The sequence below is a fragment of the Afipia sp. GW822-FHT03D08 genome (assembly GCF_058801645.1).
This window is the reverse complement of the sequence record NZ_JBXANK010000001.1, coordinates 1,890,020-1,917,008: the sequence shown is the minus strand read 5'-3', so window position 1 is coordinate 1,917,008 and position 26,989 is coordinate 1,890,020. Positions and strand designations below refer to the sequence as shown.

25 protein-coding genes are annotated in these 26,989 nt (G+C 55.7%); 20 read left to right on the top strand and 5 right to left on the bottom strand.

Annotated elements, in window-relative coordinates; translation table 11 throughout:
- Positions 1-65 precede the first annotated feature (65 nt).
- Positions 66-716, top strand: coding sequence for a hydrolase (locus tag AC1RM7_RS09465; protein ID WP_024920893.1), 651 nt, complete (start codon positions 66-68; stop codon positions 714-716).
- A 95-nt stretch (positions 717-811) separates the two neighbouring features.
- Positions 812-1,219 carry a nuclear transport factor 2 family protein gene (locus tag AC1RM7_RS09460; RefSeq protein WP_492943886.1) on the top strand — a complete coding sequence of 136 codons (408 nt, stop codon included), beginning with the start codon at positions 812-814 and terminating at the stop codon, positions 1,217-1,219.
- Positions 1,220-1,501: 282 nt separating this feature from the next.
- On the opposite strand, the gene AC1RM7_RS09455 is transcribed toward AC1RM7_RS09460, so the two are convergent.
- Positions 1,502-2,203, bottom strand: a complete 702-nt coding sequence (locus AC1RM7_RS09455; protein WP_002713055.1) for a GntR family transcriptional regulator — start codon at positions 2,201-2,203, stop codon at positions 1,502-1,504.
- Between the two features lie 206 nt (positions 2,204-2,409).
- Between AC1RM7_RS09455 and AC1RM7_RS09450 the strand changes: the two genes are divergently transcribed.
- The 11 genes from AC1RM7_RS09450 (at position 2,410) to AC1RM7_RS09400 (ending at position 11,989) form a co-directional block, all read left to right on the top strand.
- A complete protein-coding gene (locus tag AC1RM7_RS09450; RefSeq protein ID WP_002713054.1) occupies positions 2,410-3,201 on the top strand; it encodes a sterol desaturase family protein in 792 nt (263 codons plus the stop codon).
- A 37-nt stretch (positions 3,202-3,238) separates the two neighbouring features.
- Positions 3,239-3,655 (top strand): hypothetical protein, encoded by a 417-nt coding sequence (locus AC1RM7_RS09445; RefSeq protein ID WP_002713053.1) that lies wholly within the window; start codon positions 3,239-3,241, stop codon positions 3,653-3,655.
- 15 nt (positions 3,656-3,670) lie between these two features.
- Entirely contained in the window at positions 3,671-3,862 is a 192-nt protein-coding gene (locus tag AC1RM7_RS09440) for a hypothetical protein (RefSeq protein ID WP_024920891.1), read from the top strand.
- A gap of 66 nt (positions 3,863-3,928) precedes the next feature.
- On the top strand, positions 3,929-4,699 hold the full coding sequence (locus tag AC1RM7_RS09435; RefSeq protein WP_002713051.1) for an SDR family NAD(P)-dependent oxidoreductase: 771 nt from the start codon (positions 3,929-3,931) through the stop codon (positions 4,697-4,699).
- Positions 4,700-4,770: 71 nt separating this feature from the next.
- Positions 4,771-5,070: a DUF6166 domain-containing protein gene (locus tag AC1RM7_RS09430; RefSeq protein WP_002713050.1), complete on the top strand. Its 300-nt coding sequence runs from the start codon at positions 4,771-4,773 to the stop codon at positions 5,068-5,070.
- A gap of 277 nt (positions 5,071-5,347) precedes the next feature.
- Positions 5,348-6,148 (top strand): ABC transporter ATP-binding protein, encoded by an 801-nt coding sequence (locus AC1RM7_RS09425; RefSeq protein ID WP_009737320.1) that lies wholly within the window; start codon positions 5,348-5,350, stop codon positions 6,146-6,148.
- Entirely contained in the window at positions 6,148-7,026 is an 879-nt protein-coding gene (locus AC1RM7_RS09420) for a branched-chain amino acid ABC transporter permease (RefSeq protein WP_024920890.1), read from the top strand. Before AC1RM7_RS09425 ends, AC1RM7_RS09420 begins: the two co-directional genes overlap by 1 nt.
- A complete protein-coding gene (locus AC1RM7_RS09415; RefSeq protein ID WP_002713047.1) occupies positions 7,026-8,066 on the top strand; it encodes a branched-chain amino acid ABC transporter permease in 1,041 nt (346 codons plus the stop codon). The genes AC1RM7_RS09420 and AC1RM7_RS09415 overlap by 1 nt, the downstream gene beginning before the upstream one ends.
- A gap of 19 nt (positions 8,067-8,085) precedes the next feature.
- Positions 8,086-9,264 carry an ABC transporter substrate-binding protein gene (locus tag AC1RM7_RS09410; protein WP_024920889.1) on the top strand — a complete coding sequence of 393 codons (1,179 nt, stop codon included), beginning with the start codon at positions 8,086-8,088 and terminating at the stop codon, positions 9,262-9,264.
- A gap of 5 nt (positions 9,265-9,269) precedes the next feature.
- Positions 9,270-10,142 carry an ABC transporter ATP-binding protein gene (locus AC1RM7_RS09405; RefSeq protein WP_034459767.1) on the top strand — a complete coding sequence of 291 codons (873 nt, stop codon included), beginning with the start codon at positions 9,270-9,272 and terminating at the stop codon, positions 10,140-10,142.
- Between the two features lie 17 nt (positions 10,143-10,159).
- Entirely contained in the window at positions 10,160-11,989 is a 1,830-nt protein-coding gene (locus AC1RM7_RS09400; protein WP_024920887.1) for an AMP-dependent synthetase/ligase, read from the top strand.
- Positions 11,990-12,075: 86 nt separating this feature from the next.
- Here AC1RM7_RS09400 and AC1RM7_RS09395 read toward each other — a convergent pair whose 3' ends face one another.
- From AC1RM7_RS09395 to AC1RM7_RS09385, 3 genes are all read right to left on the bottom strand, one after another.
- Entirely contained in the window at positions 12,076-12,870 is a 795-nt protein-coding gene (locus AC1RM7_RS09395) for a hypothetical protein (RefSeq protein ID WP_024920886.1), read from the bottom strand.
- Between the two features lie 72 nt (positions 12,871-12,942).
- Complete coding sequence (locus tag AC1RM7_RS09390) at positions 12,943-14,583, bottom strand: GMC family oxidoreductase (protein WP_024920885.1); 1,641 nt, start codon at positions 14,581-14,583, stop codon at positions 12,943-12,945.
- Between the two features lie 410 nt (positions 14,584-14,993).
- Complete coding sequence (locus tag AC1RM7_RS09385; protein WP_024920884.1) at positions 14,994-16,262, bottom strand: CaiB/BaiF CoA transferase family protein; 1,269 nt, start codon at positions 16,260-16,262, stop codon at positions 14,994-14,996.
- A 269-nt stretch (positions 16,263-16,531) separates the two neighbouring features.
- Between AC1RM7_RS09385 and AC1RM7_RS09380 the strand changes: the two genes are divergently transcribed.
- From AC1RM7_RS09380 to AC1RM7_RS09365, 4 genes are read left to right on the top strand one after another with little or no spacing between them, the layout of a single operon-like run.
- Positions 16,532-17,692, top strand: coding sequence for an ABC transporter ATP-binding protein (locus tag AC1RM7_RS09380; RefSeq protein WP_024920883.1), 1,161 nt, complete (start codon positions 16,532-16,534; stop codon positions 17,690-17,692).
- Positions 17,652-19,013, top strand: a complete 1,362-nt coding sequence (locus AC1RM7_RS09375) for an extracellular solute-binding protein (RefSeq protein ID WP_024920882.1) — start codon at positions 17,652-17,654, stop codon at positions 19,011-19,013. Before AC1RM7_RS09380 ends, AC1RM7_RS09375 begins: the two co-directional genes overlap by 41 nt.
- Before the next feature lie 26 nt (positions 19,014-19,039).
- A complete protein-coding gene (locus AC1RM7_RS09370) occupies positions 19,040-19,912 on the top strand; it encodes a carbohydrate ABC transporter permease (protein WP_024920881.1) in 873 nt (290 codons plus the stop codon).
- Positions 19,909-20,895 carry a carbohydrate ABC transporter permease gene (locus AC1RM7_RS09365; protein ID WP_034459773.1) on the top strand — a complete coding sequence of 329 codons (987 nt, stop codon included), beginning with the start codon at positions 19,909-19,911 and terminating at the stop codon, positions 20,893-20,895. The genes AC1RM7_RS09370 and AC1RM7_RS09365 overlap by 4 nt, the downstream gene beginning before the upstream one ends.
- 88 nt (positions 20,896-20,983) lie before the next feature.
- Here AC1RM7_RS09365 and AC1RM7_RS09360 read toward each other — a convergent pair whose 3' ends face one another.
- The gene (locus AC1RM7_RS09360) at positions 20,984-21,715 is read right to left on the bottom strand and encodes a FadR/GntR family transcriptional regulator (protein WP_024920879.1); all 732 of its coding nucleotides are present in this window, start codon (positions 21,713-21,715) and stop codon (positions 20,984-20,986) included.
- A gap of 357 nt (positions 21,716-22,072) precedes the next feature.
- Between AC1RM7_RS09360 and gor the strand changes: the two genes are divergently transcribed.
- The 3 genes from gor to AC1RM7_RS09345 all read left to right on the top strand — a co-directional run bounded on the left by gor (position 22,073) and on the right by AC1RM7_RS09345 (position 26,703).
- Positions 22,073-23,458, top strand: coding sequence for a glutathione-disulfide reductase (gene gor, locus AC1RM7_RS09355; protein ID WP_024920878.1), 1,386 nt, complete (start codon positions 22,073-22,075; stop codon positions 23,456-23,458).
- Positions 23,459-23,669: 211 nt separating this feature from the next.
- Positions 23,670-25,211: a class I adenylate-forming enzyme family protein gene (locus tag AC1RM7_RS09350; protein ID WP_024920877.1), complete on the top strand. Its 1,542-nt coding sequence runs from the start codon at positions 23,670-23,672 to the stop codon at positions 25,209-25,211.
- Between the two features lie 43 nt (positions 25,212-25,254).
- A complete protein-coding gene (locus tag AC1RM7_RS09345; protein WP_024920876.1) occupies positions 25,255-26,703 on the top strand; it encodes an NAD-dependent succinate-semialdehyde dehydrogenase in 1,449 nt (482 codons plus the stop codon).
- The last annotated feature ends 286 nt before the right edge of the window (positions 26,704-26,989 follow it).

Sequence of the window (26,989 nt, the reverse complement as noted above, 5' to 3'; positions counted from 1 at the left end):
CCATATGATCAAGGGCATTTGCCCGTTCCCTGCGCGATTTATCCAATCGAGGAAAGGACCTGCTAATGACTAGCGAAGTAATTCGAAATCCTAAAACCGATCATCTCCTCACGCCAGAGAACGCTGCTTTCATTATTATCGACTATCAGCCGATCCAAGTTTCTTCGATCCGTTCGATGCCGCGCGAGGAACTCGTATTTAACATCGTCAGTGTTGCTAAGGCCGCAGTAAACTACAACCTTCCTATCGTCCATTCGACGGTTAACGTTGCGACTGGGCGTAATAAACCACCGATCCAAGACTTGCAGGATGTAATAGGTCATCTGCCTACCTATGACCGAACTTCCATCAATAGCTGGGAAGATGCTGACTTCAAGCAGGCGGTGAAGGCGATCGGCCGCCGAAAACTCATTATGACCGCGCTTTGGACCGAGGCCTGTCTGACCTTCCCAGCTCTCGATGCAATTCAGGAGGGCTTTGAGGTATATGTACCGATTGACGCCGTAGGCGGCACTTCCGTGACTGCACATGAGGCAGCGTTGCGGCGCGTCGAGCAGGCTGGAGCGAACCTCATAAGCCGCGTCCAGATGTATTGCGAGCTCCAGCGCGACTGGATGCGCGACGGGACCGTTGCGGGATTTATGGGCGTCTTCGACAACTATGACGGTTTCAACGTCGAGAAGGTTGCTGAGCAAGCGATCAAGCGCACCCCCTAGTGCCAGAAGATAGCGGCACCTAATAGTCTCCGCTGTAGTGATCGTCATGACGTAATTTGGCGGGCAACTGGCGTGCTTCGTGTTAAAGCACGACAATGAAACACCTTATCATTCAAAAGAACGGAGAGATAAAGCCAATGAGCGATACAGCCGAGAAAGTGAAGAAATATGCCGCAGCTTGGAATGAGGCTGATACCACCCATCGCGACGCATTGCTGGCCGCCTGCTGGGCTGACAACGGTATTTATGTGGACCCAAATGTCGAGATTTTGGGACGTGAAAATCTTTCACGTCATATCGCCAAAGTGCAGATGGGGCGTCCCGGTGCGCATCTCGAGTTCATGAGCGGCATTGAAACGCATCACAATGTGCTACGGTTTCTCTGGCGTCTAGTGCACGCTGACGCCACATTTGGAGATACATCGATCGACGTCGGCGAAATCGGGCCCGACGGTCGCTTGATCAAGATGATTGGATTTTTCGGACCTCCGCCTTCACTTTAGCGCAATTTTTTCGTCAACCGCATCACAAGAAAAAGATTGCCGCGACTCCCTTGTAAAGCTCGGCAGGAATTTTCTCGGAAAGCTCGACATTCGGCAGCGCCAGCCTGTCTACATTTGGCCCACCAGAGCGCTTCATCCAGACCGGACTCACGGATCAGGCGTGCTTTCCCTCAGCACAACGACATGCCGCAGGGCAGAGGTTTGGCTGCATCGATACTATTTTACGGCTTGCCGGCGGAATTCGCTAATGCTCATAGGAGCGTCAAGCGGGTAGTGTCGATGTCAAGCCACCGTATTTCGAGTGAATTCTTCGATGTAATCCAACAATTCGTCGGAGGCCGCTGCTGCTGCGCTCGTATCGCCTCGAGCGATTTGTTCAGCCAGATTGGCATGCAGGGCGGCAGTTTCGGCGAGACTTGCATGCTTGTTATGATATTTTACCCAGAAACGTCTGGATAGGCCATGCATGAGTGCCATGGATTTTGCAGCAAATTCATTTTGAGAAGCTTCGTATTCAAGTTCGGTTAGACGGCTGTCCCAACGACTAAATAGCGTCTCATCGTCATCATCGCTGAAACTCCGCAAACTCAAGCCAATGTTGGCGAACTCCATTCTCTGTTCAGGGGTAGCGCGTTCAGCGGATAGTCGCGCAAGCAAACGCTCCGTCTCCCTTCTCATTTCCAGAAGACTAAGCTGTTTGTGAACATTCAATTCGCTCACAAGGACTCCCCTGCGAGGGAGAATGAGAACAAGTCCTTCGCGTTCTAATCGTCGCAAAGCTTCGCGGATCGGTGTTCTTCCCATGTTCAATTGACTGGCGAGAGCTTGTTCGGAAAGAGCTGCCCCCGGTTGCAGTCGCAAGGTGATGATCAGCTCCTCCAAGGTGCGGTAGGCGTGTTCAGCTAAACTGATGTCTGAATTAGCGTCGGCGTTCTCGGGGGCGACAGGCTTTTGCCGTTGGCGGACGTCAGTTTTGCGAAGCATCAAAAGAGACTTTCTTGTTCGATATCCAAAAACACATTTAGCCCACATTTGTCCGATCGCAACGACACAAACATTTCGAAGGCGGCTGATTAATAATTAGTTGCAATCCAACTTGACAGCGTATTGGCACGACCGTATTGTCTGACGACAACTGATATTTCACATGTCGGCATATAGGCCGGCTGTATTCGATCGGAGGTAGCGCCATGGAACTGCGAAACTCATCTATGTCCAACAGGCAGCGTGCTTTCCGCGCGACTTATCGTCAGCAGATTGCGACGTGGTACAACGGCTGGCTGCATGTCTCGGTTATCTTTATTGCCGGCTTCTCCATCATTTACGTGTGCTCTGCTAATTTGAGCGACGTTGCTTGGTGGCAGTGGGGCGTCATTCCTGCTGTTTTCTTGACGTATCAGTTCGGAGAATATTGGGCCCATCGTGTGTGGCTTCATCGGCCTGCGCGTAATGGAGCGCTGCGGGAGCTCTACAACCGCCACACACTGCAGCATCATCAGTTCTTTACGGACGACGAGATGCGCTTCGCCGATCATATGGATTGGCGCGTGACCTTCTTTCCCCCATTCACAATGGCGACGATGCTTCTCATTGCGTTGCCCAGCGCGGTGATCGTGGGTTTGCTCATTTCATCGAACGCCGGCTGGTTGGTGATGGCGAGCGTGATTGGCAGCTATATGTGGTACGAGTTCGTTCATTTCTGCTGCCATGTCGAGGACAACTGGTTCCTCGTGTATTGCCCCATCGTCAATACTGCCCGCAGACACCATCGAGCCCATCATGATCACTCGATCATGATGGAGGTCAACATGGGTATCGGGACGCCGATCTTTGATTGGGTTTACGGTACGTCCGATCTTGACCGCGGCTTCTTTGGTCACGTTTTCAATGGCAATAGCTGGGAACATGTGAAGTCAAATCTGCGGCGAACAGCGAAGGCAGCTGACAAGCTTCCTCCCAAGGTTGCAGTGGCCGGCAGATAATCCACCGAAAGTGCCCTCGTAACGTTGGAGGAAAGCGATGGAAGCTGTGCTTTCGGTTGCTCGTTCGGTTGAGCCGGACCTCAGGTCACTTGGATGCTTCGCTATTCTTTGGGCGGCTTGTTCTCTTAGCGGGTTGATTATTTCTGGTCTGCTGCCGTTGGGTGCTCGCGCAAATAGTTCAGCGCCGTTGGGATTTGGCCTCGTGATTGGCAACGCAATATTGCTGGTCCTGTTGCTGATAGGAACGGTTGTATTTGCCGCATCCACCCTTCGTTTATCGAGCATCATCCTGATGGGGAGTTGGATATTTCTTTTTGCGCCAGCCATTTTTAACGTCGTTCCACAGCGGTGGCTCGACAGTTACGCGGGATTGCTGGTCTTGCTCTGTATTCAAGCAGCGGCAGTGATGATGTTGGGCCAATCCGCACATTTCGCAAATGCACTGTCGTTGTGAGCGAGGAAGAAGGTCATGTTGGTCAAGATAAAGCTTGTGATTTCGACTCTCGTTCTTCTCGTCGCTGCCGGCATCGCGTTTTATGACTATCGCATCGGACTATACCCACCCGCCGCAGTGGCATTGGGGGTCGGCATGTTTGTGGTTTTTGCCATCTGGGTATTTCCGGACGTCAAACGCAAAGGCAACGTCAAACGTAACAGCTAACTCAACAACAAAGGGCCTATCGGTGGAATGAGTTCCGGCGATGTCAACGCGGAGTAAGGGGAGTCGATGAGGTTAAAAGGCAGAACATTCCTTGTGACGGGCGCAGCAAGTGGCCTTGGAGAGAGTACGGCTCGCCTTATGGCCAAAGAGGGAGCCAATGTCGTGATTGGTGACATACTCGACGAAGAGGCTTCCCGCGTTGCTCAGTCGATCGTGTCTGACGGCGGATCCGCATCAACCGTTCATCTAGATGTCCGTAATGAGCCGGAGTGGATTGATGCCGTGAAATCTGTTGTGTCAACTTATAGCAAACTCAACGGACTTGTTAGCAATGCGGGAATCAGCGGAATGATTCCCGATGTCATGGATACAGATTATTTCGATCGTCTGATGTCGATCCATGCTCGTGGAACATTCCTTGGCATTAAGCATGCTGCGCCGGTGATCGCGCAGGCGGGTGGCGGTTCTATTGTTGCCACGTCATCCATCGCTGGAAAGATCGGCGCGGATTACGTTCACATGGGCTACAACGCCGCAAAGGCGGCGATACTCCTGCTCGTGAAATCTGCGGCGGGGCGCTATGCAAAGGACAATATTCGTTCGAATGCCGTTATTCCCGGTTGGATGCCGCCAATGCGCACATCCGTTGCATCTGCGGACCCGGAGTTACGTCCAAAACTTTTGCAGTCCGTCCCCTTGGGTCGTACTGGGCTTTTTCCTGAAGTCGCTGAAGCAATAGTGTTTCTGTCGACTGATGCGGCTTCATACATCAATGGGGCAGAGCTGCCGGTCGACGGTGGATTTTTGGCATATCGAGGGTTTCCCCAGCAGCTGTGAGCGGGGGGATGACGGGTTTTCATTGAGCGATTTTTATTCGCTCGCGGGGAAGAAACCACAAGGGCAAGGACATGAGTACGTTTGAAGGTTCGAGAACGATTAACGGCGTGGAAGTGACTGTCGATGGGCGACCGTTGGATCGGGCTCTCCAGATTAAAACGTATGATGGCGGCTTCTTCGAGTGGGGTTACGAAGGCGATGCGCCGATGCAACTGTCTCTAGCGATTCTTAGTGAGTATCTTGGCGATTCGCAGAAGGCACTCTCTCTCGCTAATGGATTCATGAAAGAGATCGTTGCGAACCTGGGAAATGACTGGCAACTCACAAGCGACGACATTCGAACAGCGTTGCTGAATCTGCATGTCAACTGACGGTTTGCGCCGATATGCAGATACTCACCAGAATCTTTCAGACGTTCTTTGCGACATCTCGTGCTTTTCAGAGATGAAATGCAGGAGAAAGATTCGATGAATAAGAGCGGTTAACTCCATAGATGCAATTCGCCCAAGAACTTGTTGGAGCATCCAAATGAAATTCGTTTGGATCATGCGGAGATAGCGTCGAAAACAATAAGTCCTAAGAGCGTGCAAAGCGCCAAATTTAACGGAGGGGTAGTTGTCCGGAGAAGCGGAATCATATTCCGTTGACTTGAACGTCAACGGTCTGTCGTTGTCATTTGGCGGTTTGAAGGCGTTGACCAATGTTTCGTTCTCAGTTGCTCCGGGATCGATCACGGCGGTGATCGGCCCGAACGGCGCCGGCAAGACGTCGCTGTTCAACTGCATTTCCGGTTTTTATCGCCCCTCGGCGGGTGCGATCGAGTTTGCCGGCGAGGACATCAGCAAGCTGCACCCACCTGCACGCGCCAAGATCGGACTCGCTCGCACATTCCAGAATATTGCGCTGTTTCGCGGCATGACCGTGCTGGACAATATCAAGCTCGGCCGTCATGCGCACATGCAGACCAACGTGCTCGATGCGTTGTGGTACTTCGGCCGCGCGCGGCGCGAGGAGCTTGCGCTGCGGTCCGAGATCGAGCAACGGGTTCTCAATTTTCTTGAGATGGAACATATTCGTGACCAGCCGGTCGCGTCGCTCTCCTATGGTCTGCGCAAGCGGGTCGAGTTGGCCCGTGCGTTGGCGATGCAGCCACGCCTGCTGATGCTCGATGAGCCGGTGGCGGGCATGAACCGCGAAGAGACTGAAGACATGGCGCGCTTCATCCTCGATGTGAAGGAGGAGTGGGGCGTCACCATTCTGATGGTCGAACACGACATGGGTCTGGTGATGGACATTTCCGACCATGTCGTCGTGCTGAATTTCGGGCAGGTGATCGCGGCCGGAAAGCCCGCAGAAATCCAGAACAACCCGAACGTGATTGCGGCCTATCTCGGTTCGGGGGACGTCGGCGATCTGTCGCGTCGGATCGCAGGCGAGAGGGCAGCGTGATGGATTGGCTGTTTCTCTTCGAGGTGGTGCTGTCGGGATTGGGGTCGGGCGCATTGCTTGCGCTGACCGGCATTGCCTTCGTGTTGATCTACAAGGCGACGAAGGTGATCAATCTCGCCGTCGGCGAAATGCTGATGCTCGGTGCTTACTTTTTCTTCGGTCTAACGATTTCCCTGACGCTCCCGATTTGGCTCGCTGTTATCCTGACATTGGTGGGTGGGGGCATTCTTGGCGGCGTCTTCGAGCGCGTCCTGATCCGTCCGATGCTCGGCGAGAGCCCGATTTCGGTGTTCATGGTTACGGTCGGTCTGAGCTCGGTGCTAATCGGTTTTGTCGAGTTCATCTGGGGTGGCGATCCGAGGACGCTGCCCAGTTTCCTGCCATCCAAGCCGATCTTCATCGGCGATGCTTATGTCTCGCCGAAGATCGCCGTGTGTTTTGCGATTGCTTCTATCCTGATCGCTGTATTTCTTTTGGTCTTCCGGACATGGCGAGGTGGCGTTGCGCTCCGCGCGACGGCAACGGATCAAGGCGCGGCGCTCTCCTGCGGCATTAACGTTCCAGCGGTGTTCTCGGTGTCGTGGATTGTCGCAGGGATGGCGGCAGCCGGGTCGGGTATTCTTATTGGCTCGATCGGCGGCATCTCACCAAACATGGGCGTGTTCGGCCTCTCGGTGCTGGTCGCTGTCATTGTAGGCGGTCTGGATTCGATCGCTGGTGCGCTTGTCGCTGGCCTCGCGATTGGTGTCGTTGAAGCGCTGGTCGGAACCTACATGGGCGGCGAATACAAGCTGCTCGTCACTTTCAGCATTCTGGTGGTTGCCTTGATGATCCGTCCTTACGGGTTGTTCGGCACAGTTGAAATTGAGCGACTCTGATGCGGATCGGCGCGGTACACGAAACTTACGCCCAGGCGGAATCGCTGCTCGATACCAACGTGCAGCGTCTAATGATGGTCGCGCTGCTCGCGGCGCTGGTGCTGTTTCCATTCTTCGTGGATCAGTACTGGATTTATCTCGCCTGTCTGGTGGCGATCCACATTGTCAGCACGACCGGCCTGAACATTCTCACCGGCTATACCGGCCTCGTCAGCCTGGGCCAAGCGGCCTTCATGTCCGTCGGCGCATACACTGTCGCTATTCTGGAAATCCGGATCGGTACGCCGTTCTTCATTAATCTCGTTGTCGCGGGATTTGTTTCCGCCGCCGTCGGTCTTGTTGTCGGCGTGCCGAGTTTGCGCGTGAAGGGCCTTTATCTCGCCATCGCGACCATTGCCGCATCCTTCATACTGCACTTCATATTTGCCAATGGCCCTGCATTCCTTGGCGGTACGCAAGGGCTGAGCATGCCACCTGCGCGGCTGTTCGGTTACGATCTGGCGCGTCCGTTCCAGCTTTATTGGCTGTTCATACCGTTGACGGCGCTCGCCGTATTCGCCGCGGCCAACCTGTTCCGGACCCGGATCGGCCGCGCCTTTATCGCAATCCGCGATCGCGATATTTCCGCCGAAGTGCTCGGCATTCCGCTCTTGAGATACAAGCTGCTCTCGTTCGCACTGTCGTCGTTCTACGCCGGCGTCGCGGGCGGCATGTGGGCGTATTTCTTCCGCGTCGTGACGCCGGAGAGCTTTCCGCTGATCTATTCGGTCTTCTTCCTCGCCGCCGTCATCGTTGGCGGCATGGGCACGATCCTCGGCGCGATCCTTGGCGCGATCTTCATGACCATGGTGCCGGAGATTCTCAAGATTGCGGTGTCCTACATGACGTTCATTCCGAATGCGGTGGCGCAACTGTCGCCGATCCGGACAATCGTTTTCGGCTTGCTGATCATCGGTTTTCTGCTGTTCGAGCCGCAGGGCCTCGCCGAAATCTGGCGCCGCGTCAGACGTTTCTTTCATTTATGGCCATTCAAGAAATAACACACAGGGAGACACAGTAATGAAACACATTCCGAGGCGTCGAAAAATTCTATCCTACGCAGCAGCAGGTTGCCTGGCATTTGGAATCAATATGCAGGCGTGGGCCGCTGATGATATTGTAATAGGCGCGTCGATGCCGATGACGGGCGTATTTGGATTTGCTGGTATTCCTCTCAACGTAGGATTCCAGGATTATGTAAAGATCATCAACGACGCCGGTGGAATCGATGGTCGTAAGATCAGATATATACCCGAGGATACCTCTTACGCAGTTGATAAATCCATTGCAGCATTTAACCGGATCACCGCCAGCGAGAAGATAAGCCTCTATTACGGAGATTCCACGGGCTTCGCAAAAACCGTCAATGCCGAACTGAACCGGCGCGGCAATATTCTTATGGCTGGAACGTCCTTCGCGACCGAGCTGAACGATCCGAAAGAATTTCCTTTTCAATTCATTCCTGGACCCGATTATTCGCAAATGATCGGCATTCTGCTGGAATACATCGCCAAGACCCAGCCGGGCGCGAGGATCGCTCTGGTCAACTCGGACACCGAGTTCGGCCGCGATCCGGTTACAGCAACCGAAAAGCGTGCGGGTGATTTGGGATTGAAGATCGTCGCAAAGATCGCGACGCCGCCAACCAGCATCGACGTCTCCACCGAAGTACTCAAGCTGCGTCGTGCCGATCCGGATTACACCATCTTCCACGGCTACGTTCTTGCACCACTGCCGGAATTCATGGCGCAGATGAAGCAGCTGGGCCTCAAGAGCAAGTTCATGGGCACATTCTGGTCGATGGATAATGGGATTTGGGCGAATTCGGCTCAAGTCGCTGACGGCTACATGGGCGTGATGCCATATCGATACTATTTTGATACAGAGGGATCTTCACCGATGCTGGACAAGATCCGGCAGCTGCACCGGGAATATCAGCCGACGTACTATACGCAGGGCTTTCTGACCGCGATGTTGATGATCGAGGCTGTAAAGCGCACGCTCGATGCCAAGAAGGATCTCACCGCAACGAACATGAAAGCGGCGCTGAACTCCATCAAGGACTTCGACACCGGCGGCATCATCGGCGTGCCGATCTCGATCCCCGGCAACACGGTGCCCGTCGGCCGCGTCTATCAATATGACGGCGCGAACAAGACCATGAAGCCGGTCTCCGACTGGATCAAGATTGCGAAGTGACGAGCATGCTCGCAGAAAATCTCTTTGCTGAAATGCAGCAAGCGCAGTATCAACAAGCAGCGATTTCGCTGAAGAATGACCTTCTCTCAGTCAATAATATCGAGGTCGTCTATAACAAGACGGTCCAGGTGCTTCGCGGCCTGTCGTTGAAAGTCGACAAGGGAGCGGTGGTCGCATTGCTGGGCTCCAATGGAGCAGGCAAGTCGACCACGCTGAAGGCCATTTCCAATCTGCTCGAACTGGAAGATGGCAAGGTCACAACAGGTGAAATCCTGTTCAAGGGCAATTCCGTATCGCGTCTCGCTCCGCATCAACTGGTGCGGGGCGGACTCTTCCATGTGATGGAAGGGCGACGGATTTTTGAGGATCTGACGGTTGAGGAAAATCTGACTGCTGCGACATATGCAATGTCCGGCCGCAGCGGAGCGAAAACGCCGTTCGATCTTGTCTATACCTATTTCCCCCGGCTGTTCGAGCGGCGCACCGGCCGCGCCGGCTATCTCTCCGGCGGCGAGCAGCAGATGCTGGCCATCGGCCGCGCGCTGATCGCGCAGCCGGAATTGATGCTGCTGGATGAGCCGTCGCTCGGACTGTCGCCAAAACTGGTGGAAGAAATCTTCACCATCATCGCGCGCATCAGCCGGGAGCAGGGAGTTTCGATGCTTCTGGTCGAACAGAACGCCGCGGTGGCGTTTGCCGTCTCCACCTACGGCTACATCATGGAATCCGGAAAGATCGTGACCGATGGGCCAACGGAGCAACTGATCCGCGACCAGGACGTTCGCGAGTTCTATCTCGGCGTGGGCGCGGCAAATGCCGAGACAAAGGGCTTTCGCGGGATCAAGCATTACAAGCGCCGCAAGCGCTGGCTGTCCTGAGGCTGTGTGAGGATTGCATGAGCGATAAATTTCCAGAGTTCACGCTGCCGCAGATGCTGCGCGAAAATGCGCGCCGGTCGCCGGAAGATGTGGCGATCCGCCAAAAGGAATTTGGCATCTGGAATCCCTCGACATGGGAGCGCTACTACCAGCGCGCCTGCCATGTGGGTCTCGGCTTTCGCGCGCTTGGGCTCAACGAAGGCGGCCATGTCGCCATCCTGTCCGAAAACCGGATCGAGTGGGTGCTGGCGCAGCTCGGCGCCAACATTGTCGATGGGATCGCGGTCGGCGTTTATCCGACGAGCCCGTCGAATGAAGTGGCCTACGTTCTGGCGCATTCCGAATCCGAAGTCATCGTCTGCGAAGATCAGGAGCAGGTCGACAAGGTTCTGGAACGCCGCGACGAACTTCCAAGGCTTCGGCGGATCATCGTGATCGAAACCAAAGGGATCAGGGACTATCCCGCCGATCAGGTCATATCGTTCGATGCGCTCGAAGCTCTCGGTGCTGACTTCGAGACGAGCCATGCCGGGCTGGTTGATGCGACGATCGATGGGCAGACACTCGCGCAGATAGGACTCATCATCTACACCTCGGGCTCAACGGGAAAGCCGAAAGGCGCGATGCTGAGCTACAAGAATATCCGCGCGCAGGCGATGGCTTCGGTGGATCGTCTTGACTTGTCGCGACATGAAAGTCTGTTGTCCTATCTGCCGCTGTGCCATGTCGCAGAGCAGATGACAACGGTGATGGTGCCGATCTATCTCGGCTCGCTGGTCAATTTCGGAGAATCGATCCGCACTGTGCAGGAAGACCTGCGCGAGGTTGCGCCAAGCATGTTTCTCGGCGTGCCACGTATCTGGGAGAAATTGCATTCGTCGATCCATATCAAATTGCTGGAAGCCGGAAGCATTCGCCGGGCGCTGTTCGAACGCGCTTATGCTGCGTGCGAGCCGTTTGCGGAGAAGAACGCCGCGGACAGGACATTGTCTGAGAGGATCAGGTTCGGCCTGTCTTACTGGCTGATTTTTCGGGCGCTGCAGAATTTTATCGGGTTGCGCAAAACCCGCATTGCTATGACGGGTGCCGCACCGATTTCGCCGGCTATCGTGCACTTCTTCCGCACCATCGGTGTGCCGCTGATCGAAGTTTATGGTCTTACGGAAAGCTCCGGGATTGCGCTGGGGCAAGTGCTGACGGATCGGCGGGTGGGGACGGTCGGTTATGGCATCGCCTTAATGGATGCGCGGCTGGGAGATTCCAACGAACTGCTGTTGCGCGGCGATACGGTTTTTGTCGGTTACTATCGAAACGACGAAGCCACCAATGTCGCAATCCGCGATGGCTGGCTGCATACCGGCGACGTCGCGGAGTTCAAGGATGGCCACTTCCGCATTGTGGATCGCCTGAAGGACATCATGATCACGGCTGGCGGGAAGAATCTCAGTCCGTCGGAAATCGAGAATACCGTCAAGGCCAGCCCTTTTATCAAGGAATGCATCGTCATCGGTGAGGCGCGCAAGTATGTCTCAGCGTTGATCCAGATCGATTACGACCTCGCCGGCAAGTGGGCGGAAGAGAAGGGCATCGCCTATACCAACTTCAGGAATCTCACCGAGAACGAAAGCCTCCGTGAGTTGATTCAGTCAGAGATCGATACGGCGAATGGTCAGCTTGCGCAGGTTTCGCAAATTCGTAAATTCCATCTTCTGACGAAAGAGCTGGATCACGACGATGACGAAGTGACCGCGACGATGAAAGTTCGCCGCGCCAACGTTCAGAAGAAGTATGCCCTGGAAATCGAAAATCTCTATGTCGTTCGTGAACTGGAGATGGCAGAAAAATAGAGCAGTTAAGGTGCCCGCAGACATCATTCAGGCAGTCAACAGTGGGCGATTCACCCATTTTGGGGATTTGAGGTTGGCATGGCACCTCATAAGGCCTCTGCGCGGGGCTGATAAATTGCCGTATGTTGGCAATGGGCGACAGGAATGCGTTGGTTGGCCACGATAAGTGCGTCTAATTCCACAAACAAATGACCCTTCTTCTCGTAATTAGCTGTTACGCATGCGCGGGCGGCCAAGTTGTCGCTGTCCGCCACGGCTGACAACATCTGCATGCGGCTGCCGACATGAATCCATGGTCCAAGGAGAGCATTTTCCATAAGGACTCTGTTCATGATCCGTTGTAGCACGCCTGGATGGACGAGACCTTCGCGCGCATAAATTGGTTCAGCGTCTCGCACCTCGGCGCGATACTCCGCGCCTACCTCACCTTGCCAAGATCTTGGGGCGGTGCCGAGCCACTTACCGAGCCGATAGGAGTTGGTGTCGGCAGGCGTTCGCGTCTCGACAGGCGCGGTGTCGGGATAGTCAGCGAGAGAAAATGACGGCGCTTTGGCGGCGAGTAAGGCTGTTCCGGTTGCTGCTATTTCACCGCTTCCGACAGTCAGGGCCATCACTTCGCCGGACTCCTCGGCCTGAACCAGCACCATCTCGCCGTCATAGACGGGCTTGGCGAAGCGCGCTTCGATCAATCCTCGTTCGAGAAATGCCCGGCCCCATTTCGCAACGGGAACGTGGATCATGTAGGCGAGCACATCGACGCCGGGCACCAATCCGCCCTTGAAGCCATATTTCAGGGCCACGGAGTCGTCGTGCATCTTATTTTCCGACAGCTTGGCGGTGTTGTAAGCTTTTACACGATACGGCTCTAGCCGCTCAGTCATGATTCATCCTCGCGATGCGAGCGCCAAGCCGTGTGCTCTGCATTCCAAAATGTTAGGGCCGGATAGCGGGAGTCAGGCGGACCGGGCTTTGCTGTTGTGCGCCTGAAATTGGCTCGTCTTGTTGTTACCTGCAATCAACTCGGCAGCTTTCTCGGCCATGGCCATGATCGGCAGATTGGTATTTCCGCTGATCACAGTCGGCATGATTGAACCATCGATGACTCTCAGGTTGTCGATTCCCCTGACTCGCAATTGGCCATCGACAACAGCGTTGCTGTCTTCGCCCATGCGACAAGTGCCAACAGGATGGTAGATCGTTTCGGCGCGCGCGCGAATCCATTTTTTTCGGGAATCGACACTGGTAAACGCATCGATGTCGATTTTTCGTTTGACGAATTTTTTCAGACCCGGCTGATCGATGATTCCGCACAGTTGTCTAACCCCTTCCTGCATGCTGACGAAATCCGACTCGTCAGAGAGAAAACGGGGATCGATAGCTGGAGTGTCGGATGGATTAGCCGACCGCAATCGCAGGGTCCCACGGCTCTTAGGCCGAAGCTGGCAAACGCGTATCGCGAAGCCATGAGCGATGCGTTCATTAGGTGGAGGATTCCGGAGCGCGACGATCAGATGAGCTTGCCACTCCGGCAGCGACGAACCTTGGTCGGGTCCCCAGAAGGCGCCGGCCTCGACCCCCTGGGAGGTTGCAGGGCCGGTACCCCGAAGAATGTATTGCGCTCCTGCGAGGCCTCCCTTGATCAAGCCGAGATAAGGCGTCAGCGTGACCGGCTGAGATGCCTCCATGCGGATCGCGCAGTCGAGATGGTCCTGCAGGTTGTCTCCGACGCCTGCGGAATCAAGAACAGGCTTGATACCAAGCGACTGCAAGTGATCCGCCGGACCGATGCCCGACAACATCAACAGCTGTGGTGAGCTGATGGCTCCGGATGTCAGCAACACCTCGCGCTCCGCCGGGATGGTGACCTCGCGTCCTCCCTTTTCGATCACAACGCCCCGCGCCCGCGTTCCCTCCATAGCGATCCGGCGAACTCTGCAGTTGGCCATAAGAGTGAGATTACGCCGTCCCTTCGCTCGATCAAGATACTTGAAGGCTCCGGATCGCTTTCCTTCTGCGATGGTAAGTTCGTAGAAGCCCGCGCCTACCTGGGACGGTCCGTTGAAGCCGTTGTTTTCCGGCAAGCCGGCCGACACCGCGCTTTCAATGAATGCTTTCGAAATGGGGTGTTGCAGAGTGCCGTAGGACAGTCGGATAGGGCCGGAGTAGCCTCGATCCTGATCTCTCTCCCCGGTGACTAGAGTCGCGTCCTCGATTTTTCTAAGATAGGGGCGCAGGTTCTCGTAACTCCATGACGGTAGGCCCTGCGCGGCCCACGAGTCGTAGTCCCAGGCATTGCCCCGGATTGCAATCATGGAGTTGATGGAGGACGAGCCGCCCACAACCCGTCCACGCGGAATGTAAATTTTTCGATTGTTGAGATTTGCCTGAGGCTCCGTCCAGAACTGCCAGTTATATTTTGGGCTCGTATAGAGAACCCGAATGCCAGCGGGCATGTGGACGAAGATGGACGCGGAAGGAGCACCGGCCTCAATCAGCAGAACGTTGACATTTGGATCTTCGCTCAGCCGCGAAGCCAGCACGCATCCAGCGGATCCCGCGCCGACGATGATGTAATCATATCCGGATAGTTTCATTTTCGAATCCCCTGGGAACGCGTGCGGCTGGCAGGTGCGGCTGATCTGGCATGAAGTGCGTAGCGTCAGTCGTTTGCGATTGCGGCGACGAATTTTTGCCATTGTTTTTAGGTCAGTTTGGATTACCATTTTGGTATGTCCAATTATAAGAACAGCGACTCTGGCGTCAACAGAGAGGTGCTTCGGTGATCACTCGTGTGTTTACGGTCATGCTTGTTGCGGCAGCCTGTGCCGTTTTTCTCTGGTCGGCGAAAGGGTTGCAGCATTGGAAGGCGAGTATGTCGCCACAAGAAAGATCGGCCTTTGAAAAGACGGTCTGGGCCCTCGGTCACTAGTGAGGCTCTCCGCTGCCAGATATTCGGCCTGGCGTATCGGCGCGGACGTCCGTGGTTGCCAACAATGCACCCGGATTATTCGGGCAGCCCGGATTTGGAATGCTGCGGATGCGTTCCAGTATCGACGATCCGGCGGTCGCTGAGCCTCTGAATTTTCGCCTGATCAAACTTTAGCACGGTTTTGAGAACTTGTTCGGTGTCTTCACCTCGAAGCGGCGGGCTCTTCGAATATTCGATCTTCGTTTTCGAGAACTTGATCGGGTTGCCGACGAGAGGCGTAATGGCGCCGGAAGGATGCGGAAGATTGATCTGCAACTCCCGATGGATCACTTGCGGATGAGCAAACACCTGATCCAGCGTGTTGATCGGCGCGCAAGGAACGCCGACCGGTTCCAGCAACGATACCCAGTGATGCGTCGTCTGCTTGGCCAGATGGACATCGAGAAGCGGGATGAGTTGATCACGATTATGAAGCCGGTCGGTGTTCGTGGCAAAACGGGTATCGGCGGCCAGTTCCGCAAATCCCGCCGTCGCGCAAAATTTTCTGAACTGCTGGTCGTTGCCGACCGCGAGCACGAATGAGCCGTCCTTTGTCTTGAATACCTGATAGGGGACGATATTCGGATGCGCGTTGCCGTAACGCTTGGGCGAACGCCCCGTCGTAAGATAGTTCAAGCTCTGGTTGGCAAGCACGGACACCTGAACATCGAGCAAAGCCATGTCGATGTGTTGGCCTTCGCCGGTGCGTTCGCGATGCAGCAGTGCCGAAAGGACACCCGTCGCGCTGTACATGCCAGTCAGAATGTCGACGATCGGAACGCCAACCTTCTGAGGTCCTCCACCCGGTTTGTTGTCGCTCTCACCGGTAATGCTCATCAGGCCGCCGGTTGCCTGAATGGCCATGTCGTATCCTGCGACGTCCTTCATCGGACCGGTTTGACCGTAACCGGTGATGGAGCAATAAATGATATCCGGCTTCAGTTTCCGGAGGGACTCGTAGTCCAGTCCGTACCGTCGCATGTCGCCGACCTTGTAATTCTCAATCACGATGTCGGCTTGCTGCGCCAGCGAGCGTACAATTTCGCTGCCTTCCTCGGTTGCGATGTCGACGCAGATCGAATGCTTGCCGCGGTTAGCGCTGAGAAAGTAGGCGCTTTCGGTCGTGTCGTTGGAGTCTCTGTCCTTCAGGAATGGAGGACCCCATTGCCGCGTGTCGTCGCCGGTGCCCGGACGTTCGATCTTCCAGACCTCCGCGCCGAGATCAGAAAGCAACTGGCCCAACCATGGCCCCGCCAGAATTCTTGAGAGATCGAGCACTCGGTAACCAACCAGAGGTCCAGCCATGACATTTCCTTGTCAGTTTATACGGCGAAATCTGCTCTCGAGAGATCGCATGTTTCTTGGATCTATAATTGGATTTACCAAATTGGTCAAACCAAACAAAATTGAGGTCGATCCGGATTTTGCTGATGCTGAGCGGGGAGATTGCTTGACAGTCGATAAAGGGGGACGTATGGAAGACCAAAATGGTCTGTCCAATTTGGATGACGGTTATGTGGCTAGTTCCCGCGTAACGATAATAATTAGAGGCAACGCGAAGTGAGGTTTTCTATATGGCGCGGGTCACTCTCCAGAATGTATCGAAATCCTTTGGCGGAGATCGAGGGCCTTGGGCCGTTCAGGACTTCTCATTGGATATTGCCGACGGTGAACTGATTGTTTTTGTCGGGCCATCCGGCTGCGGGAAGTCGACGACGCTGCGCATGCTTGCCGGTCTTGACGATGTGACGTCCGGCAAGATTTTGATCGGCGGGCGGGATGTAACCGCGTTGCCGCCGAAAGATCGCAACATCGCGATGGTGTTCCAGAACTACGCGCTTTATCCTCAGAAGACCGTCTACGACAACATGGCGTTCGGCCTTCGTGTCCGGGGCGAGTCGAAGGATGAGATCGATCGTCGTGTGCGAAGCGCTGCGTCGAGTCTTGGTCTGGAGCCGTTGCTTGAGCGGAAGCCGCGACAGTTGTCGGGCGGTCAGATGCAGCGCGTCGCGCTCGGTCGCGCGCTCGTTCGCGACCCCGACGTTTTCTTGCTGGACGAGCCTCTTTCCAACCTCGACGCCAAGTTACGCGTAAAAACCCGCGAGGAGATTGCGACGCTGCATGCCAGGCTTGGTGCCACGATGATTTTCGTGACGCATGATCAGGTCGAAGCCATGACGCTCGGTGACCGGATTGTCATCATGCGAGACGGCTGGATTCAGCAAGTCGGCAGTCCACTTGATCTCTACGACCGGCCGGTCAACGCTTTCGTGGCAGCGTTTATCGGCTCACCCGAGATGAACCTTGCTGAGGGTGAGTTGATCCGCGACGGCGCTGGAATGAAGGTTCGTTCAGGTCAACTGGTGCTCGAACTTCCAGATGGTGAGTTCTCCGAGACTGAGAAGAACGTAACATTCGGTATTCGGCCAGAACACATTACGCGCGCTGATTCAGCATCTGGCATCGAGATGGTGGTCAACCTCGTCGAGCAAATCGGTGCGCAAACATATGTTCTCGGGACGATATTCGATCAGAAGTTTCGTGCGGTGTTCGCGCGTGACGACGTGCTCGCGGCCGGCGACAGAATTTCCGTCTATCTGCCGGCGCAGCAGCTGCACTTGTTCTCGCGCGACGGCGGAAAAACATTGAGGCAATCAAAATCGATAAAAGAAATTAACAAAGGGAGGGAGAATCATGACCAAGTACAATCCAAGCGAATGGAAATTCAAGAATAAGTCTTCCAGCTTTAATCGGCGAAACTTCCTGAAAACATCTGCGGCTGTTATGGCTGGGGCAGCAAGCTCCTTTGCGGCTCCTTACGTCAATGCGCAGGCAAAGGTAACGCTTAGATTTCTGAACAATGAGACCGCGGCCGATAGCCAGACTGTCCTGCGAAATGCTTGCAGTGCGTACGAGAGCAAGTTCGGCGTCAAGATCATTGTCGATTCGACGCCGATCAGCGGTGCCTATGCGAAGACCATGGCGGCGATCAATGCGGGCACGCCTTATGACCTTTCTACCCAAGGTTATATCGCTCATATTCTTCAGTACGCCCGTGGTGGTCATCTTCTTCCGATGACGGAGCTTGTAAAGCAGCATTCGTGGGGCAAGATGGGTGCGTGGACGTACCAGGGTGAGAACTGGTTCTATCCCTACGATTACAACCTGGTGACGTGCTACTATCGAAAGGATCTCTATACCGAGAAGGGTCTGAAAGTCCCGACCACCTGGGCAGAGTATCTCGAAAACTGCCGGGCGCTGACCGTTTCAAAAGACGGAAATATCGAACGCGGCGGTTGCGTTATTCCTCTGGCGAGCGACAGCGCTACCAACTGGGCAAGTTTTGGCAATCTGTTTGCGGAAGCTCCGCAGTTCTACGACGACAAGTGGAACGTTGTTCTGGATGCGCCGGAGAACGCCGGCCGCGCAGGCCGCTTCCTCGATCTTTTCGGCGAGCTCTACAAGACAATGCCTCCCGGATTGAACACGGTGGGTTACGCGGAGCTTATGAGTCTCTTCGTTACAGGGAAGGTCGCGCATACACTTTACTCGGGACGAGTGGTCGAAGCGCTCGAAGCACGAAATCCGGAACTCGCAGACAAGTACGGAATTTTCGCTGCGCCGGATAGCGGTGGCAAACAGTCTGCGCTGCCCTTCGCCTTCGATGGCTTCGTCGCGTTCAAGACCAAGCAGAGTGAGGAAACAATGAAGTTCCTCAAATGGTTCATCGACGAACACTATATCGACTGGTTGCATTCCGCCTGGATGAACTTCCAGCCTGTGCGCCTGGATGTCTATGAAGACCCTCGCTGGAAGAAACACCCGATGATTCAGAAGCATTGGGCAACGATGATGCAGATGAAGTCGTTCATCGATCCAGAGAGCAAGGTCAGGCTTTCGTCCGTCGATCTGATCGGGCCTTCGATCGATCTGCGGCCTTGCAAGGTATTTGACGGCAACATCATGCCGGAAATGCTGCAAAACAAGGTGCTCAAGAACATGTCGTCGGCCGACTGTGTGAAAACGGCCGCCGATCGCATACGGGCGATAGGCTGAGTTGTTGGCGGGAAAGTAGGTTCTTCATGAGGCAGGATTGGCGAATTATTGGCTTGTTCGTCGGGGGTGTTTTGATACTCGGCGCCGTTGTCGGCGGGCCACTCCTGTATTCCATCAAGCTCTCATTCTACGCGGCGGAGTCGTTTATCGCTCCGCCGCGGTGGGTCGGGCTCGATAATTACCTGACCGCGCTCAAGAACCCGAGCTTCTGGGCCGCGCTCATGAATGGATTGGTGATTTCCATTTTTGCGATTATTTCGCAAGTCGTGCTCGGCGTGTCTATTGCGCTCGTTCTGAATCGTCAGTTCGTCGGGCAGACGATTGTACGGGCGTTGTCGATAGTTCCGTACTTTTTGCCGACGGTTGTTGCGTGTCTCATCGCACAATGGATGCTTGATCCAAACTATGGGCTTATCAAGAGTGTCCTCGCGTCGTTCGGATCCAGCATGTTCGACTGGGGCGCAAACTCCGCGACTGCGAAGGGAACGGTTGTTCTCGTCAGTGTCTGGATATGGACACCGTTCGTGGTGACATGCGTGCTTGCCGGTCTACAGACAATTCCGGCTCAGCTTTATGAAGCCGCCCGGGTCGATGGAGCCGGCGCCCTGAAACAGTTCTGGCATATCACACTGCCGGGACTTCGATCTGTGTTGATTGTGGTCATTCTGCTGAGAGGTATCTGGATGTTCAACAAGTTCGACGTGATCTGGCTGCTGACTAAGGGAGGGCCGCTGAACCAGACCGAGACGCTTCCGATCTTGGCCTATCGACGCGCGTTCCTGGAATTCGATCTCGGGGGCGGAGCGGCGGTTGCAACGATCTCGTTTCTTTTGCTGGCGTCCATCATTCTGATCTATCTCAGATTCTTTCCGATCGACGAAGCAAAGCAGGGGCGATGACCGTGACACAGCAATATTCACACCCTTCCGTCGTTGCGGCTGTTTCCGATCCGCGGCAGAAGCCATTCCTTCGCCATTCATCCAGGTCTGAGCCTTTGCCGACGGAGATATCATCGCCTGTATCCGGGCAGAAATCGTTCGGCTGGGTGAGCGGGCCGGTCAAGAAACTTGCCGGCCGCATCGCACTCTATTCGGCTGTCATTTTAATCTGCGTATATTCGTTTTTCCCGATTTACTGGATGATCATATCCAGTCTCCGGGCGCCGCAACGGTTGTTTCTCGACACATCGTTGGTGTTCTGGCCGCCGGATCTGTCGTCCTACAGGTCTTTGCTGGAACTCACGAACTACACGGCCAATTTTCTCAACAGCACCCTGATGGCGATGGCGACGATTATCGTCTCCACGACGCTTTCGGCATTTATAGCCTATGGCGCGACGCGGCTGAGGTTTCGCGGTAAGACAACATTGGTCGCGTCGATGTTGTTCGCCTACATGTTCCCGCCATTGATGCTCGCGATTCCGATGTCAGCGTTGTTCCGCATGGCGGGTCTTTCCGACAGCCTGTGGGGCTTGCTGGTCGCTCATCTCGCAATCTCGCTTCCTTTGGGCGTTTGGCTTTTGTGGGGTTTCTTCAAGTCGATGCCATTTGACCTGGAAGAAGCCGCAATGGTGGATGGCTGTTCGCAGTTCAGCGCATTTATCAAGGTTGTCCTGCCGCTTTCCGCGCCGGGTCTGATCACGGTCGGCATCTTTTCGTTCCTGCTGTCCTGGGCCGACTATGTATTCGCTCTCATTCTCATCATGAGCGACCAAAACAAGACGCTTCCGGTCGCCCTTGCGTCGATGCTGGGAGCGCAGGATCTGCGCTGGGGCGAAATCCTCGCCGGTGCATCCCTCATTGCATTACCGCTCTTTGTAATCTTTACGTTCTGCTACCGTTATTTCGTCGCGGGACTTACGGCAGGGGCCCTGAAGGGGTAGGCGGCATCTGTCTTAGGGCTGGTTCGGGGCGCCAAGGCGCCCGGAACCAGCGTGTACCGCTTGAGCGGCGCGAGCTTGCAGAGAAAGCTTATCGTCTTACGGGTATCTTTGGCTCTCCCAGAAGCGTCTGCCAGGTTTCGATTGTCTGAGACAAGTGCTCATTCATTTTCTGTTCGGCTTGGCCGACGCGCCGTCCCTCGATGGCTTCAAGGATTTCGCAATGATCCTCATAGGAGCGGCGACCGCGACTGTGATCGGAAAAATAAACACGGCGACGCTGCCGGGACAGTTCGTAGAATGATTTTACAACGCGAAGCAGGATATCATTCTTGGTAGCAGCGAAGATCGCAAGGTGAAATGCCTCGTCTTCCAGCTCGATTGTCTGCTTCTTCGCAAGACGCTTCTCGGTGGCGGTTAAAATCGCGCGCAGATCGCGGATATTGTCAGGCGTCCTGCGGGTGCAGGCCAGCCGAGCGGCCTGTACTTCGAGCATACGCCGCACCTCGAAGACATCGGCGATCTCGTTGGCTTGGAATGGAAGGCCGGACTCGGCGTGAAGGACGAGAGCTTCGATGCTGCTTTCATCCGAGTTTCGCAGATAGATGCCCGAGTTGGGCCGTCTCTCGATGACGCGCATGACTTCCAAAGCGGCCAGCGCCTCACGGACGGCGCCCCGGCTTGTTTCGAATTTCTCCGCGAAGTCTCGTTCGGACGGCAGGCGCTCGGAGGGTTGATAGCGGCGTTCACGGATAAACGAAAGGATTTTTCCAATGGCGTTCGAGGGAGCCTCAGGCTTGTCGGTTCGGTTTCGCTCGGTCATCTGCGTCTGCTCTTTCTGCGCTCGTGAGGAGACTGGTACGTCAAGCCTTTTCATGCCGGCCTCTCCAATAGTCACGAATCTGAGTGATATTCACCTTATTTCGAGTGGCGATGACATGACAGGTGCTTTGCGCGCCGGGCCCGGACCGGGCGCCCCGAATCCACAAACCAAATCGCGGCCCGCATGGCTGTCGCTTGATTGCTCTTCACCGAGCATGTAAGACTGGTATACCGAATTGGTAGGACCTAAGCCACCTTACCCCGAAAAATGCTCTTCGCGCACAGTTCCTTGCTATCAGGTTGATAAATGTTGAAGCCTTTGGATCCCACCGGGCAAACCAGCAAGCCCCAAACCGTCATGGCTGACTACGTCGTCGATTTGTTTGTTATCGGCGGCGGTTCGGGCGGCGTTCGCGCCGCGCGGATCGCAGCCAATCATGGCGCCAAGGTCATGCTTGCCGAAGAGTATCGCATGGGCGGCACTTGCGTGATTCGCGGTTGCGTGCCGAAAAAACTGTTTGCCTATGCTGCGCACGTCCACGGGGAAATTAAAGACGCCGCGGGTTTCGGATGGAACATTCCGTACGCGACATTCGACTGGCCGACGCTGGTCGCCAACAAGGACAGGGAAATTGCCCGGCTCGAAGCGGCCTATACCGGCAATGCCGCGAAGGCCGGCGCCAGTGTCGTTAAGGCACGTGCGGTGTTCGAGGATGCGCACACGCTTCGGCTGTCGACCGGCGAAAAGGTGCGCGCGAAATACATTCTGATCGCCACCGGAAGCGCGCCCAATCACGGCGCGGCGATTCCCGGTATCGAGCATGTCATCTCGTCGGATGATATTTTTCACTTGCCTGCATTTCCGAAGCGCATCGTAATCCAGGGCGGTGGCTATATCGCGCTGGAGTGCGCCAGCATCTTCGCAGGTCTCGGCACCGAAGTGACGCTCGTCTATCGCGGCGATAACATCCTGCGGGGATTCGATGAGGACGTTCGCGCGCATGTCCGCGGAGAGATCGAAGCGGCGGGCATTTGCGTTCTCACGGGCTGCACGGTGACCAAGGTCGAGAAGCACGGTGAGAGCTTTACCGCGCATCTGTCCGGGGAAACAACGATCGCTGCTGACCAGGTGCTGTTTGCCATTGGCCGTCATCCCAACGTCAAGGGCCTTGGGCTTGAAAAGGCGGGCGTGGCGCTCAATCCGGACAACGGCGGCATCGCCGTCGACGGTTTTTCGCAAACCAGCGTGCCGCACATTTATGCGGTGGGCGACGTCACCCACCGGGTCAATCTGACGCCGGTCGCAATTCGCGAAGGACATGCCTTCGCCGATACTGTGTTTGGCAAGCGGCCTGTGCGCGTTGACTATGCCGAGATATCAACAGCGGTGTTCTCGCAGCCTCAGGTCGCAACAGTCGGGCTGACTGAAGCCGAAGCGAGGGCGCAGTTCACGCATGTGGATGTTTACAAGACCGATTTCAGGCCGATCAAGGCCACGCTGTCAGGCAGCCAAGGCCGCATTCTGATGAAATTGATCGTCGACCAAATATCCGACCGTGTTCTCGGCTGCCACATCGTTGGTCCGGAAGCTGCCGAGATCGTTCAGGCTGTCGCTATCGCGATTAAGATGAAAGCAACCAAGGCCGACTTTGATGCGACGATGGCACTGCATCCCACCTCTGCCGAGGAACTGGTGACGATGCGAACGCCGACCCACCGTTATGTCCGGGAGGCGGCGGAATAGCCGCTCAGAACTCCTGCCCCCCGGACGCTAAAAGACGGACCGGCGAACAGGCGCGGTCCAAGAAATACCGCTTGACATCGCGCAATTGAGAAGACCAAATTGGTAGTACCAATATGGAGCTGCAGACTTAAGCAGCAGCCGTGTCCACGTGCCGATGGCGCAATGCGGATGCGGCTCGGACTTAGCAGCGGCCAAGAAACAGGCTGACAACATGGATCTGATATCGAATTTGCCCGCCCGCATTCACGGGATACTCGATGAGGGCGCCAAGGGCGACGCCTCTCGGGTTGCGTTTACTGACGAGCGCGGTGTCGATTGGTCCTATCGCCGCTTGATAGACGTCGTTGAACTGGTCGCCGTTGAAATGAGTCGGCTCGGTGTTCGTCCAGGCGATCGGGTCATGATCGTGTGTGAAAATTCGATTGCTGCAATCGTCTTGCTTTATGCGTCAAGCCGGCTCGACGCCTGGGCGGTCATCACCAATGCACGTCTCAGCCAGAACGAGCTGAATTTGATAGAGCGTGATTGCCGGCCACGGCGTGTGTTCTATACCCATACTGTTTCATCCGAGGCTGATGCTCATGCTTGTCGCCGGAATGCGGACATCGAGTCGTTCACCGGCATAGGGAAGGTGAAAGTCGGAGATCTCGATGCGAACTCGGTTGCGGAGCGGACGCACCAGGATCCCTCCCGACAGGTCGCCGTTGTTATCTACACGACGGGCACAACCGGCCGCCCAAAGGGGGTGATGCTCAGTCATCGTAGTCTGGCGTTTGTCGCGTGCCGGGGGAAAAGAACCGATACAATTCGTCCGGACGACGTCTCGCTATGCGTGATGCCGATTTCCCATTCGTATGGACTGACGCTCATGCAGGGCATGCTGTTCGCAGGCGCGCATCTGAAAATCATGCCCAGATTCTCGCTCACGCAGGCCATCGAAGCCATCTTAAGCAAGACGCTCACGATATTTACCGCCGTTCCCGCGTTACTGGCGCGCATCGTCGCTCACGTTGACCAAGCCGGCCTTAAACTTACACCGAACACGCTTCGATATGTTTACACCGGCACGGCTCCGCTCGACCTTTCATTGCGCCAAAACGTCGAACGCGTGTTTGGGGTCGTTCTTCACAACGGTTACGGTCTCACAGAGACGTCACCCACGATCAGCCGAACCCAATATGCAAAGGGAAGCGACGAAATCAATATCGGCCCGCCCATTTCCGGAGTCGAGATCAAGATTGTCGGAGCGGACGGTAACGAGGTCGAAGACGGTTTGCCTGGCGAGCTTCTCGTACGAGGGCCGAATGTGATGCTTGGCTACTACGGTCAGCCGGAACTGACCGCAGATGCTATCGATGAGCACGGCTACTTGAAGACCGGAGACATCGTCAGCCGCAACGCGCGCGGCGAAATGATTATGCAGGGGCGATCGAAAGAATTGATCATCCGTTCCGGGTTCAATGTTTATCCGCCGGAGATTGAGGCGGTGCTTAACACGCATCCGATGGTTCTCAACTCTGCGGTCGTCGGGCGATCGATTGAAGGCAACGAGGAGATCGTCGCCTTTGTTGAGCCTGTTCCTGGAAGCTGCATAGAAACGGACGATCTGTTCACGCTTATCGAGGAACAGCTTGCGCGATACAAGAAGCCTCAGCAGATCATCGTGATGTCGCAACTTCCGGTCGCGCCAAACGGCAAGATCCGGAAGCATGACTTGAAGAAATATGCCGAAACAGCCGGCCTAGCCGTCTAGTCCTTCCAGACCCAATTCTCATCACGCGCCGTTGGACATCGCCATGAATCAGGAACAGGCCTATCCGGATATCAAAATGTTCATCGACGAGACCTGGTGCGAGGGATCGCAGGGCAAGTCGGGCGCCGTGCTGAATCCGGCAACCGGGCTCGCGATTGGGCGCGTTTCACACGCTTCCATCGACGACCTTGACCGCGCGCTGGAGTCCGCATCGCGCGGCTTCGGCATATGGCGCAAGACGTCCGCGTTCGACCGCTACAAGCTGATGCGGTCGGCTGCCGAAAAATTGCGGGAGCGGGCCGGGGAAATCGCTCGCATTCTCACCCTCGAGCAGGGAAAGCCCCTGGCGGAAGCGAAGCTGGAGGTGCTGCTGGGTGCGGACATCATCGACTGGTTTGCCGAGGAAGCTCGCCGATCCTACGGCCGCGCCATTCCTTCACGTTCCGGAGCAGTGCAGCAAGTCGTGATCAAGGAGCCGGTCGGTCCGGTGGCGGCGTTCACGCCGTGGAATTTCCCGATTAATCAGGCTGTCCGCAAAATCTCGGCTGCGATCGCGGCCGGCTGCTCCGTGATTCTCAAGGGACCTGAGGAGACGCCGGCCAGCTGTGCCGCTCTGGTTCGGGCCTATGCCGATGCCGGTCTGCCGCCCGGCGTGCTCACCCTGGTCTTCGGCGTGCCAGCCGAGGTGTCTTCGTATCTGATCGCTCACCCCATCATTCGCAAGATTTCCTTCACAGGCTCGACCCAGGTCGGCAAGCAACTCGCTGCTCTGGCGGGATCCCATATGAAGCGCGTGACGATGGAACTGGGAGGGCATGCGCCGGCGCTGGTGTTCGGTGACGCTGACGTTGCGCAGTCCGCCAAATTGTTGTCGGCGGCGAAGTTCAGGAACGCGGGTCAGGTTTGCGTCTCGCCTACGCGTTTTATCGTGCACAAGAGTGTCTACGAGGAATTTGTCGACCACTTCACATCGGCTGCAGAGAATCTGGTGATTGGCAACGGTCTCGACGCCGCGAGTCAGATGGGTCCGTTGGCCAATCATCGCCGTATCGAGGCAATGGAGGCACTGATCGCGGACGCCACATCGCGCGGCGGCCGCATCAGGGCCGGTGGCAAGCGGATAGGAAACGAGGGATTCTTCTTTGAGCCGACCGTGCTTACGGACGTCCCGCTGAACGCGCGCATCATGAATGAAGAGCCGTTTGGTCCAATTGCACCTGTCAGCGTCTTCTCAGAGATCGATGAAGCCATCGTGGAAGCGAATCGTCTTCCTTTTGGCCTAGCTGCTTATGCTTATACCAAATCGGCCTCCGTCATTAGCGCCATCAGCACGGGCGTCGAAAGCGGAATGATGTCGATTAACCATCATGGTCTTGCGCTGCCTGAAACCCCGTTCGGTGGCATCAAGGACTCCGGCTACGGCTCCGAAGGCGGGACGGAAGCCATGGAGGCTTATCTGAACACCAAGTTCGTTACTCAAATGAATAGCTGAGCGGCGAAGGTCATCGCGGCTTCGCGGCTTTCTCCCGCCAGTTGAAATTCCAGAGCTTCGTTGCGCGGACGCCGGCGGGTTTGCTCTGCCACGCCCGCTTGATGGGGCCATGGTCTCGCAAGAAGGCCTGCGGCAGCGAAGAAATTGTCGATCGGCGATTGAAGATACGCTTGACAAGTAAACTCGCCGGGCATTAATTGGTATTACCAATCTGGATTGGCCAGTAGTCGACCAAAGATTTCCCTCCCGATTATCGGGCCGTACGAATCGGGTCGGACTGACTTTC

Bases quoted from the DNA above. Each gene is read 5' to 3' on its own strand.
- AC1RM7_RS09465 (WP_024920893.1), top strand. From the start codon at position 66: ATGACTAGCGAAGTAATTCGAAATCCTAAAACCGATCATCTCCTCACG.
- AC1RM7_RS09460 (WP_492943886.1), top strand. From the start codon at position 812: ATGAAACACCTTATCATTCAAAAGAACGGAGAGATAAAGCCAATGAGC.
- AC1RM7_RS09455 (WP_002713055.1), bottom strand. From the start codon at position 2,203: ATGCTTCGCAAAACTGACGTCCGCCAACGGCAAAAGCCTGTCGCCCCC.
- AC1RM7_RS09450 (WP_002713054.1), top strand. From the start codon at position 2,410: ATGGAACTGCGAAACTCATCTATGTCCAACAGGCAGCGTGCTTTCCGC.
- AC1RM7_RS09445 (WP_002713053.1), top strand. From the start codon at position 3,239: ATGGAAGCTGTGCTTTCGGTTGCTCGTTCGGTTGAGCCGGACCTCAGG.
- AC1RM7_RS09440 (WP_024920891.1), top strand. From the start codon at position 3,671: ATGTTGGTCAAGATAAAGCTTGTGATTTCGACTCTCGTTCTTCTCGTC.
- AC1RM7_RS09435 (WP_002713051.1), top strand. From the start codon at position 3,929: ATGAGGTTAAAAGGCAGAACATTCCTTGTGACGGGCGCAGCAAGTGGC.
- AC1RM7_RS09430 (WP_002713050.1), top strand. From the start codon at position 4,771: ATGAGTACGTTTGAAGGTTCGAGAACGATTAACGGCGTGGAAGTGACT.
- AC1RM7_RS09420 (WP_024920890.1), top strand. From the start codon at position 6,148: ATGGATTGGCTGTTTCTCTTCGAGGTGGTGCTGTCGGGATTGGGGTCG.
- AC1RM7_RS09415 (WP_002713047.1), top strand. From the start codon at position 7,026: ATGCGGATCGGCGCGGTACACGAAACTTACGCCCAGGCGGAATCGCTG.
- AC1RM7_RS09410 (WP_024920889.1), top strand. From the start codon at position 8,086: ATGAAACACATTCCGAGGCGTCGAAAAATTCTATCCTACGCAGCAGCA.
- AC1RM7_RS09405 (WP_034459767.1), top strand. From the start codon at position 9,270: ATGCTCGCAGAAAATCTCTTTGCTGAAATGCAGCAAGCGCAGTATCAA.
- AC1RM7_RS09400 (WP_024920887.1), top strand. From the start codon at position 10,160: ATGAGCGATAAATTTCCAGAGTTCACGCTGCCGCAGATGCTGCGCGAA.
- AC1RM7_RS09395 (WP_024920886.1), bottom strand. From the start codon at position 12,870: ATGACTGAGCGGCTAGAGCCGTATCGTGTAAAAGCTTACAACACCGCC.
- AC1RM7_RS09390 (WP_024920885.1), bottom strand. From the start codon at position 14,583: ATGAAACTATCCGGATATGATTACATCATCGTCGGCGCGGGATCCGCT.
- AC1RM7_RS09385 (WP_024920884.1), bottom strand. From the start codon at position 16,262: ATGGCTGGACCTCTGGTTGGTTACCGAGTGCTCGATCTCTCAAGAATT.
- AC1RM7_RS09380 (WP_024920883.1), top strand. From the start codon at position 16,532: ATGGCGCGGGTCACTCTCCAGAATGTATCGAAATCCTTTGGCGGAGAT.
- AC1RM7_RS09375 (WP_024920882.1), top strand. From the start codon at position 17,652: ATGACCAAGTACAATCCAAGCGAATGGAAATTCAAGAATAAGTCTTCC.
- AC1RM7_RS09370 (WP_024920881.1), top strand. From the start codon at position 19,040: ATGAGGCAGGATTGGCGAATTATTGGCTTGTTCGTCGGGGGTGTTTTG.
- AC1RM7_RS09365 (WP_034459773.1), top strand. From the start codon at position 19,909: ATGACCGTGACACAGCAATATTCACACCCTTCCGTCGTTGCGGCTGTT.
- AC1RM7_RS09360 (WP_024920879.1), bottom strand. From the start codon at position 21,715: ATGACCGAGCGAAACCGAACCGACAAGCCTGAGGCTCCCTCGAACGCC.
- gor (WP_024920878.1), top strand. From the start codon at position 22,073: ATGGCTGACTACGTCGTCGATTTGTTTGTTATCGGCGGCGGTTCGGGC.
- AC1RM7_RS09350 (WP_024920877.1), top strand. From the start codon at position 23,670: ATGGATCTGATATCGAATTTGCCCGCCCGCATTCACGGGATACTCGAT.
- AC1RM7_RS09345 (WP_024920876.1), top strand. From the start codon at position 25,255: ATGAATCAGGAACAGGCCTATCCGGATATCAAAATGTTCATCGACGAG.